At 70.9% G+C, this 9,848-nt stretch carries 9 protein-coding genes; 6 read left to right on the top strand and 3 right to left on the bottom strand.

Annotation, left to right across the window (positions count from 1 at the left end; genetic code table 11):
• Nucleotides 1-77 precede the first annotated feature (77 nt).
• Nucleotides 78-407 (bottom strand): heat shock protein HspQ, encoded by a 330-nt coding sequence (gene hspQ / locus ACK4TT_RS16590; protein WP_409640652.1) that lies wholly within the window; start codon nucleotides 405-407, stop codon nucleotides 78-80.
• Nucleotides 408-566: 159 nt separating this feature from the next.
• Here hspQ and ACK4TT_RS16585 point away from each other — a divergent pair, with 159 nt between their 5' ends.
• Nucleotides 567-1,646 (top strand): Ppx/GppA phosphatase family protein, encoded by a 1,080-nt coding sequence (locus ACK4TT_RS16585; protein ID WP_410213439.1) that lies wholly within the window; start codon nucleotides 567-569, stop codon nucleotides 1,644-1,646.
• Entirely contained in the window at nucleotides 1,643-2,347 is a 705-nt protein-coding gene (locus ACK4TT_RS16580) for an RlmE family RNA methyltransferase (RefSeq protein ID WP_409640654.1), read from the top strand. The genes ACK4TT_RS16585 and ACK4TT_RS16580 overlap by 4 nt, the downstream gene beginning before the upstream one ends.
• Here ACK4TT_RS16580 and ACK4TT_RS16575 read toward each other — a convergent pair.
• Together ACK4TT_RS16575 and ACK4TT_RS16570 are read right to left on the bottom strand one after the other, a co-directional pair.
• Entirely contained in the window at nucleotides 2,296-3,114 is an 819-nt protein-coding gene (locus tag ACK4TT_RS16575) for a DUF2189 domain-containing protein (RefSeq protein WP_410213438.1), read from the bottom strand. The genes ACK4TT_RS16580 and ACK4TT_RS16575 overlap by 52 nt on opposite strands.
• Nucleotides 3,115-3,206: 92 nt before the next feature.
• On the bottom strand, nucleotides 3,207-4,103 hold the full coding sequence (locus ACK4TT_RS16570) for a LysR family transcriptional regulator (protein ID WP_409640660.1): 897 nt from the start codon (nucleotides 4,101-4,103) through the stop codon (nucleotides 3,207-3,209).
• 35 nt (nucleotides 4,104-4,138) lie between these two features.
• Between ACK4TT_RS16570 and ACK4TT_RS16565 the strand changes: the two genes are divergently transcribed.
• The 4 genes from ACK4TT_RS16565 to guaA all read left to right on the top strand — a co-directional run bounded on the left by ACK4TT_RS16565 (nucleotide 4,139) and on the right by guaA (nucleotide 9,742).
• A complete protein-coding gene (locus tag ACK4TT_RS16565) occupies nucleotides 4,139-5,344 on the top strand; it encodes an MFS transporter (protein WP_409640663.1) in 1,206 nt (401 codons plus the stop codon).
• A 71-nt stretch (nucleotides 5,345-5,415) separates the two neighbouring features.
• Nucleotides 5,416-6,876, top strand: coding sequence for an IMP dehydrogenase (guaB, locus tag ACK4TT_RS16560; protein WP_409640666.1), 1,461 nt, complete (start codon nucleotides 5,416-5,418; stop codon nucleotides 6,874-6,876).
• A gap of 10 nt (nucleotides 6,877-6,886) precedes the next feature.
• Nucleotides 6,887-8,164, top strand: coding sequence for an RsmB/NOP family class I SAM-dependent RNA methyltransferase (locus ACK4TT_RS16555; RefSeq protein ID WP_410213437.1), 1,278 nt, complete (start codon nucleotides 6,887-6,889; stop codon nucleotides 8,162-8,164).
• A gap of 9 nt (nucleotides 8,165-8,173) precedes the next feature.
• Nucleotides 8,174-9,742 (top strand): glutamine-hydrolyzing GMP synthase, encoded by a 1,569-nt coding sequence (gene guaA / locus ACK4TT_RS16550; RefSeq protein ID WP_409640672.1) that lies wholly within the window; start codon nucleotides 8,174-8,176, stop codon nucleotides 9,740-9,742.
• Nucleotides 9,743-9,848: the final 106 nt, after the last annotated feature.

Raw genomic sequence — 9,848 nt, 5'->3', positions numbered from 1 at the left:
AATGGGCCCGGATTCGGGTCGTTTCAGGTGAAACGTTCCACCGGTCAGTGGTCGCGCGGAACGCTTCTGCTCCCGCTTCAGTGGCTGATGCGGGGGCGCAGCCGGTACTGACCCTCGTCGAAGGAATCGAAGATCAGCGACGCCTGGGGATGGCCCACGGGCTCGCCCGTCTCGTCGGGCACGAGGTTCTGTTCGGAGACGTAGGCGACGTAGGCGCTGTCGTCGTTCTCGGCGAGCAGGTGGTAGAAGGGCTGATCCTTGTGGGGCCGGATGTGCTCCGGAATGGACAGCCAGTATTCCTCGGTGTTGCTGAACGTCGGGTCGACGTCGAAGATCACGCCGCGGAAGGGATAGACGCGGTGGCGGACGACCTGACCGATCGCAAATTTGGCGAGTCGCGAAGCCATAACGCCCCTGTTTATCACTGCTCTCCTGACTGGAAAGTGAACGTAACGTCCGGGAGCCGACGTTCAAGGCTGCGCTTCCGGCCTCGCGCCGGCCTTGCTAAAGTCGCGTCGAAATGAGGCGGCCCGCCGCGGGCCGGCCTGCGAAGGACGGACATGTCCATGGGTGAGGCGCCGCGCGCGCCCGGCGCCGAACGGCGCGATCGGGTGAGGTCTGCCAGCGAGCCGCCATGTTACGCGGCGCTGGACCTCGGAACCAACAACTGCCGGCTTCTGATCGCGACGCCCGCCCAGTCGGGGTTCCGGGTGGTCGAAGCCTACTCCCGCATCGTGCGGCTGGGCGAGGGCCTGACCCAGAGCGGCCGGCTCTCGGAAGCCGCCATGGACCGCGCGCTGGGGGCGCTCAAGGTCAGCGCCGAGAAGGTGCGCCGCCGCCAGGTCCTGCGGTTCCGGGCCATCGCCACCCAGGCCTGCCGGATCGCCGAGAACGGCCCCGCCTTCGTCGCGCGCGTCGCCGAGGAGACCGGCGTGCGGTTGCAGATCATCCCGCCCCAGGAGGAGGCGCGCCTGTCGGTGACGGGCTGCCTCAACCTGCTGGACCGCCGGATGGACGCGGCCTTGGTCGTCGACGTGGGCGGCGGTTCGACCGAACTTTCCTGGGTCGACCTCAAGGATGCCCCGTCCAGCGGCATGCCGCCGATCCGTGCGTGGCTGTCGGTGCCGATCGGGGTGGTGACGCTGGCCGAGCGCTTCCCGGAAGGGGAGGCCGCCACCGAGGGGTGGTTCCGGAGCATGGTCGAGACGGTGAAGGCCGAGATCGCCGCCTTCCGCCGGGCCGATCCGATGAAGCCGGTGTTCGAGGCCGACCGGGCGCACCTCGTGGGAACCTCGGGCGCGATCACCAGCCTGGCCGGCATGCACCTCGACCTGCCGCGCTACGACCGAAACCGGGTGGACGGCATCTGGATGAGCCGGGACGAATGCGACGCCGCGGCGAGCCGCCTGCTGCGTCTGAACGCCCGGGAGCGGGCCAACCAGCCGTGCATCGGCCCCGACCGCGCCGACCTGGTGCTGGCCGGCGCCGCCATCCTCCAGGCCGTGCAGGAGCTCTGGCCGTGCAGCCGTGTGCGCGTGGCCGACCGCGGCCTGCGCGAGGGCATCCTGCTGTCGCTGATGGCCGATCGCGGGGCGCGTCGCCGGCGCAGGCGCCGCCGCGGCCGCAAGCCCGGGATCACGCAATGACCGAGCCGCCCCGCAAGCGCATGGTGAAGCCGCCGTCCGGCGGCCTCGAAGGCGGCCGCGCCAAGCCGGCGCGCCTGAAGACCGCCAAGCAGCGCACGCCCTCGCAGCAGGCCTGGCTGGAGCGCCAGGTGAACGACCCCTTCGCCGCCAAGGCGCGGGCCATGGGCTACCGCAGCCGCGCCGCGTTCAAGTTGACCGAGATCGACGACCGGTTCCGGTTCCTGAAGCCCGGCGCCCGGGTCATCGACCTGGGCCTGGCTCCCGGCGGGTGGACGCAGGTGGCGATCGAGCGCGGCGTGACGAACATCGCCGGCGTCGACCTGCTGCCGGTCGAGCCGCTGCCGCCCGCCCACATCCTGCAGATGGACTTCACCGATCCCGAGTGCGGGCCGAGGCTGAAGGAGCTTCTGGGCGGCGCGGCCGACGTGGTGATGTCGGACATGGCTCCCAACACCGTGGGCCACAAGCAGACCGACCACCTGCGGATCATGGGTCTGATCGAGGCCGCCGCCGACTTCGCCCGCGAGGTGCTGAAGCCGGGCGGCGTGTTCGTGACCAAGGCCTTCCAGGGCGGCGGCACGACCGAGCTGATCGGCGACCTCAAGCGCCACTTCGCCGAGGTCCGGAACGTGAAGCCGAAGGCCAGCCGTCAGGACAGCTCGGAGGTCTTCATCGTGGCGACGGGCTTCAAGGGCCGCTGAGCCGTCTCCTCGGCGACCAGCGCCCGGTAGGCCCGCCAGCTCGCCAGGCCCAGCCACGGGAAGATCACCACCATCGCCGCGAATCCGCTGACCGCGCAGGCCGCCACCAGGATGGCGATAATGACGGCCCACAGCAGCAGCGGCCCCGGGTGGCGCGAGACCGCCCGGAAGCTGGTGGCCACGGCGGCGAAGACGTTGTTCCTCGGGTCGAGCAGCATGGGCGCCGAGACGACCACTAGCGTGAAGGTCAGGAAGGCGATGGCGCCGCCGACGATCGAGCCGGCGATCAGCATGTTATGGCCCTCCTGCGTGCTCGCCGCGAAGCGCAGGAAGTCGGGGATGGTCTCGTAGAGCTGGTAGGTCGAGAGGCCGTAGACCAGTTGCGCCATGCGTCCCCAGAAGAAGTAGATCAGCAGCAGCGCCAGGCCCAGGTAGGCCACGTCCTGGCGCATGGCCGTGCGCACGAAGAGGATCTGGCCGAGCTTAGGTTTTTCGCCGGTTTCAAGCCGACGGCCGGCCTCGTAGGGGCCCATGGCCAGCATGGGAGCCACGAAGACGAAGCCGAAGGTGAGCGCCAGCGCCCAGAACGCGGCGTTGGTCTCGTAGATGCCCCAGGTGAGGGCCAGGCTCGCCATCGAGATCAGGAACCCGTAGGCGAAGAGCGGGACCGGCGCCTTCCAGAGATCGCCCCACGCGCCGGCCAGCCAGCGGAAGGGGGCGGTGGCGTCGATGTCGTTGATGGCCGGCAGACCAGTGCGGCTTTCCATGTCTTCCTCCCTGGGACGGGCCGCGTCTGCGCGCGGCGCTCGTGGAACCCAGGTGAAGCTTATTCCCGCAGAACACCGTGCGGCAATGTGATCTAGGAGGCGGTCGGCGGCTCGGGCGTGGCGGCGCCTTCTGCCACCAGCCAGTCGCGGAAGCGGTCGAGGGCCCGACTCCTCGCGCCCGGCGCGGCCAGGATGGCGAAGGCGCTGCCCGATCGATGGAAGCCCAGCGGCGCCAGCAGACGGCCGGACGCCACCTCGTCCACGCACAGCGGCCAGGACAGCACCGCCGCGCCCAGGCCGGCCAGGGCCGCGTCCATGGCGAAGTGGACGTGGGCGAAGGGTCGCTCGTGGGCTGGCGGCAACTCCAGGCCCGCCAGCTCGGCGAACACCGGCCAGGCCTCGGGGTGGGTGACGGCCGCCAGGCGCGGCGCGCGCAGCAGGTCGCCGCCGCAGCGCTCCGCCAGTCCGGGCGACATGACCGCGCCCAGGGCGTTGCGGATGAAGGGCGTGCAGTTGGGATCAGAAAGCCGGCTCGTCGGCACGATGCGCACCACGGCCTGGGCGCCCCGGTGCGCGGTGGCGTGGGCGGCCAGTTCCGACAGGTTCAGCCGGATATCCGGGTGGGCCGCCTGGAAACCGGCGAGCCTGGGGATCAGCCACTTCACCGAGATCGAGGCGTTGACCGCCACGTGCAGGTCCTCGCCGCCCCGACGGGTCCCGCGTACGGCGGCCGCGATGCGGTCGAACGCTTCGGTGAGGGCGGGCGCGAGGTCGCGGCCGGCCTCGGTCAGTTCGAGGCGGTGCTTGGGCCCGGTCAGCAGACGCACGCCCAGGCTCTGCTCCAGGGCCTTCACCTGCCGACTGACGGCCGAGGGCGTCACGTGGAGTTCCTCGGCGGCCAGCGTCACCTTGCCCGTCCGCGCCACGGCCTCGAAGGCGCGCAGGGCGTTCAGCGACGGCGCTGGACCGCTTTGAAGATTTTGGAACATTGATGACCAAATAAGTCGATTTCAGAACAACGGCAATGCTGGCATCAGGGGGCATGGAGACGCCCTCCCGTCCTCAGAGCCTGATCGTCGCGGGTTTCGGCCTGGGCCAGATCGCGGCCTTCGCCTCCAGCTTCTACCTCATGGGCGTGCTGGGCGACGGGATCGGAAGGGACCTTGGCCTGTCGACCGCCTTCGTCTTCGGGACCGTCTCGCTCTCGCTGCTCGTGCCGGCCTTCGTCGCGCCCGCCATCGCCCGCCGGATCGACGCCCGGGGCGGCAAGCCCGTGCTGCTGGCTTCGCACGTGGTCCTGGCCGGGGCGCTGGCGCTGCTGGCGACGGCGCCGAACGGCGCGGCCTTGGCCCTGGCGATGCTGGCGCTGGGCTTGGGCATGGCGCTTGGCCTTTCGCCCACGCCGTTCGCCATCCTGGTGTCATTCTACGGCGAGGCGGCGCGCCAACCGATCACCGGCGTGGCGCTGATCAGCGGCCTGGGCTCGGTGGTGGGCTGGCCGTTGACCGCCTGGCTGGCGGGCGAGCTCGGCTGGCGGGACGCCTGCTGGACCTGGGCGGGCGTCCAACTCCTCATCTGCCTGCCGCTTACGGCGTGGACTTGCCCGAAGACCCACGGCCACGCGCACCGGCCGCAGCCGGAGACCCCGCCGCGGCGGGTGCGTTGGGATCGGCCGATGGTGCAGCTCGCCGTGCTGTTCGCCTGCGCCTGGTTCATCTCGACCTGCATGAGCGCGCACCTGCCCAGGCTGTTGGCGGCTTTCGGCCTGCCGCCGGCCAGGGCCACGGCGGTGGCCGGCCTCATGGGCGTGGCGGCAGTGACCGTGCGGGCTCTCGAATACACGGTGCTGCGGCGCCTGCCGCCGCTCGCGACGACGCGGGTGGCGACGCTGATGCATCCGGCGGGGGCGGCGGGGCTGCTGAGCCTGGGTGGCGAGGGCGCGGCGGCGCTGGCCGTAGGGCAGGGGGCCGGCAACGGCATGCTGACCGTGGCCAAGGGCGTCCTGCCGCTCAGCCTCTGGGGGGCCTCGAACTACGCCTACCGCTCGGCGCTGCTGGGGCGGCCGGCGATCTTCGCACAGGCGGCGGGCCCCACGCTCTACGCCCTGGCCCTCGAGCGGTCTCCGACCCTGGCGGTCCTCGCCTCGTCGGCGCTCTGTCTCCTCATGTTCGCCATGACCTTCGGCCTTTCCTCCCACAGCCGAGCGGCGCGGGAGGCCGCAATCGCATGAACGACCTGTCCAACCCCCTTGCCCCGGCGGCGCCCTTACCCCTATACCCGCGCCGCAAAACGGAGAGTCTCATGGAGATTCGCGAAGGGCTCACCTTCGACGATGTTTTGCTCGAACCCGGCGCATCCGATGTGATGCCCACACAGGTGGATGTCTCCACCCGGTTCACGCGAGAGATCAAGCTGAACATACCGCTCGTGTCCGCCGCCATGGACACGGTCACCGAAAGCCGTCTGGCCATCGCCATGGCCCAGGCCGGCGGGATCGGAGTGCTGCACCGAAACCTCACCGTCGAGGAGCAGGCCGACCAGGTTCGCGAGGTGAAGCGCTACGAAAGCGGCATGGTCATCAATCCGGTGACCATCGGTCCGGAGACGACGCTGGGCGAGATCCGCCAGATCAAGGCGCGCCGCAAGATCAGCGGTTTCCCGGTGGTCGACGCCAAGGGCAAGCTCTGCGGCATCCTGACCAACCGCGACATGCGCTTCGAGAGCCGCGACGACATCCCGGCCAAGGCGCTGATGACCAGGGAGAACCTGGTCACGGTGAAGGAGGGCGTCGGCCAGGCCGAGGCCCGTGAGCTGCTGCGCCGGCACAAGATCGAGCGCCTGATCGTGGTGGACGACGAGGACCACGCCGTGGGCCTCATCACCGTCAAGGATATGGAGAAGTCGCAGGCCCACCCGTTCGCCGCCAAGGACGCCCAGGGCCGCCTGCTGGTGGCCGCCGCCTCCACGGTGGGCGATACAGGCTACGAGCGCTCGATGGCCCTGGTGGACGCCGGCGTGGACGTGGTGGTGATCGACACCGCCCACGGCCACAACGTCTCGGTGGCCGAGGCCGTGCAGCGGGTGAAGCGCGAGAGCAACCGGGTCCAGGTCGTGGCCGGCAACGTGGCCACCTACGACGGCGCGCGGGCCCTGATCGACGCGGGCGCGGACGCGGTGAAGGTCGGCATCGGCCCCGGCTCCATCTGCACCACGCGGATCGTGGCCGGCGTGGGCGTGCCCCAGTTGACCGCCATCGCCGACGCCGTGCGCGCGGCGGCCGGGACGGACGTGCCGATCGTCGCCGACGGTGGCATCAAGTACTCGGGCGACCTCGCCAAGGCGCTCGCCATGGGCGCCTCGGTGGCCATGATGGGCTCGGTGTTCGCCGGCGTCGACGAGGCGCCGGGCGAGGTGTTCCTGTACCAGGGCCGCTCCTACAAGGCCTACCGGGGCATGGGCTCGCTGGGCGCCATGGGGCAAGGCTCGGCCGACCGCTACTTCCAGAAGGATGTGAAGGACGCGCTCAAGCTGGTGCCCGAGGGCATCGAGGGCCAGGTCCCCTACAAGGGGCCGATATCCCCGATCCTGCACCAGATGATCGGCGGCCTCCGAGCGGCCATGGGCTATGTCGGCGCGGGCGACCTGGAGGCCTTCCGCACCCGGGCCCGGTTCATCCGGATCACCAACGCCGGCCTGCGCGAAAGCCACGTCCACGACGTGATGATCACGCGGGAAGCGCCCAATTACCCGAGCGCCGTCTAGGCCGACGGAGATGCGAGACGGCGGACGCCTGGCGGCGGCCATTGAAGTCCTGACGGAGATCGAGGCGCGGCGCAGGCCCGTCCGGCTCGCGCTGAAGGCCTGGGGGGACGGCGCCCGCTACGCCGGGGCGAAGGATCGCGCCTTCGTCTCCGGCCTGGTGCTGGACGTGCTCCGGCGTCGGCGGTCGCTCGCCTGGCGCATGGGCGAGGACGGCCCCCGGGCCGCCGCGCTCGGCGCTCTCCGGTTCCTGTGGGCGTGGCCTTTGGAGCGCGTCGCCGAGGCGGCGGGCGAGGAGCCGCACGGCCCGGGCCCGCTGACCGACGCCGAACGCGCGGCCTTGGAGCGGCCCCGCGACCTCGCCGAGGCGCCGGACGCCGTGCGCGGCGACTATCCCGACTGGCTGGACGAGGCCTTCGCCCGCGCGTTCGGGGATGACCGGGCGGCCGAGGGCGAGGCCCTGGCCGAGCGGGCCCCGGTGGACCTGCGGGTCAACACGCTGAAGACCGATCCCGAGCGGGCGCTGAAGGCCCTGGCCTCGATCGACGCCCATCCGACCGGAGTGCTGCCGACGGCCCTGCGCATCGCCGCGCCCGACCCGACCGCGCGCGGCGGGGCCGTGGAGGCCATTCCGCAGTTCTCCAAGGGCTGGTTCGAGGTGCAGGACCTGGGCTCGCAGATCGCCGCGGCGGCGGCCGGGGACGTGAAGGGCGCCCAGGTGCTGGACCTCTGCGCCGGCGGCGGCGGCAAGACCCTGGCGCTCGCGGCGGCCATGGGCAACACCGGCCAGATCTACGCCTACGACTCCGACCCCCGGCGTCTGACCGACACCGTACGGCGCGGCGACCGGGCCGGGGCCCGCAACCTGCAGGTCCGCTCGCCGGTGAACCCCGAGCCGCTGAAGGGGCTGGAAGGCCGGATGGACGTGGTGTTCATCGATGCGCCCTGCACCGGCACGGGCTCCTGGCGGCGCCATCCCGACACCAAGTGGCGGCTCACGCCCGAGGCCCTGGAGCGCCGGATCGCCGACCAGGACCAGGTGCTGGAAGACGGCGCCCGCTTCGTGAGGCCGGGCGGGCGGATGGTCTATGTCACCTGCTCGGTGCTGCCGCAGGAGGACGAGGACCGCGTTGCGGCCTTCCTCACGCGCCATGCGGACTTCGCCGTGAAGGCCGCCACCGACGACCCGAAACTGGCCGGACGCCTCACCGCTGACGGCTTCCTGCGCCTCACGCCCCGCACGTCCGGCACCGACGGCTTTTTCGTCGCCGTGCTGGAGAAGACCCGCTAACGGAGCCCCATGACCGAGACCCACGCACCCGAGCACGAGCGCGTCCTGATCGTCGACTTCGGCAGTCAGGTGACCCAGCTGATCGCCCGGCGCCTGCGCGAGAGCGGCGTCTATTGCGAGATCCACCCCTACGACAAGGTCGAGGGGATGCTGGACGACTTCGCACCCAAGGCGGTGATCCTGTCGGGCGGACCGGCCAGCGCCCACGAGGCCGAGAGCCCTTCCGCGCCGCAGCGGATCTTCGAGCTGGGCGTGCCGGTCCTGGGCATCTGCTACGGCGAGATGACCATGTGCGCCCAGCTGGGCGGGGCGGTTGAGAGCGGCCACGAGCGCGAGTTCGGCCGCGCCGAGATCCTCAAGGAGCGGGAATCGCCGCTGCTGGAGGGCCTGGGCGAGGTGGGCGACCGCGAGACCGTGTGGATGAGCCACGGCGACAAGATCACCGCCATCCCCCTGGGCTTCGAGGTGGTGGCGGCGTCCGAGGGCAGCCCCTACGCGGTGATCGCCGACGAGGGGCGGCGGTTCTACGGCATCCAGTTCCATCCCGAGGTGGCGCATACGCCGCGCGGGGCGCTGATCCTGCGCAACTTCACCCACCGCATCGCCGGCCTGAAGGGCGACTGGACGATGAAGGCCTTCCGCGAGGAGGCCGTGGCCCGCATCCGCGAGCAGGTGGGCGAGGGCAGGGTGATCTGCGGCCTGTCGGGCGGGGTGGACTCCTCGGTGGCCGCCGTCCTGATCCACGAGGCCATCGGCGACCAGCTCACCTGCGTCTTCGTGGACCACGGCCTGCTGCGCCTGAACGAGGCCGAACAGGTCGTGACCATGTTCCGGGATCACTACAATATCCCGCTGGTTCACGTTGATGCGGCTAAGGAATTCCTGGGCGAGCTGGCCGGCGTCACCGACCCGGAGGCCAAGCGCAAGACCATCGGGCGGCTGTTCGTCGAGGTGTTCGACCGCGAGGCGGCCAAGATCGAGGGCGCGGCGTTCCTGGCCCAGGGCACCCTCTATCCGGACGTGATCGAGAGCGTCTCGGCCCGCGGCGGCCCCTCGGCGGTGATCAAGAGCCACCACAACGTGGGCGGCCTGCCGGACTACATGAAGCTCAAGCTGGTCGAGCCGCTGCGCGAGCTGTTCAAGGACGAGGTTCGGGCCCTGGGCGTCGAGTTGGGCCTGCCGCCGCAGTTCGTGGGCCGCCACCCGTTCCCGGGCCCCGGCCTGGCCATCCGCATCCCTGGCGAGGTGACGCCCGAGCGGGTCGCCATCCTGCAGAAGGCCGACGCCATCTACCTGGATGAGATCCGCAAGGCGGGTCTCTACGACTCGATCTGGCAGGCCTTCGCCGTCCTGCTGCCGGTGCGCACCGTGGGCGTGATGGGCGACGCCCGCACCTACGACGAGGTCTGTGCGCTCCGCGCCGTGACCTCGACCGACGGCATGACGGCCGACTTCTTCGAATTCCCCTGGGAGGTCCTGGGCCGCGCGGCGACGAGGATCATCAACGAGGTGCGGGGCATCAACCGCGTCGTCTACGACGTGACCTCCAAGCCGCCCGGCACCATCGAGTGGGAATGAACGGCGGCTAGGATGCCTGTCCTCGGCGGCGACGCCCGGCCAGGGGCGCCGCCACGACGAAGCCCACGATGGCGGCGACGCCGGACCCGAAGACCATCAGGATCCT

Origin of the sequence: Phenylobacterium sp., assembly GCF_046463815.1 — a bacterium.
Classification (GTDB): domain Bacteria; phylum Pseudomonadota; class Alphaproteobacteria; order Caulobacterales; family Caulobacteraceae; genus Phenylobacterium.
Note: the sequence above shows the minus strand (reverse complement) of the source record. Positions and strands in the feature narration are given on the sequence as shown.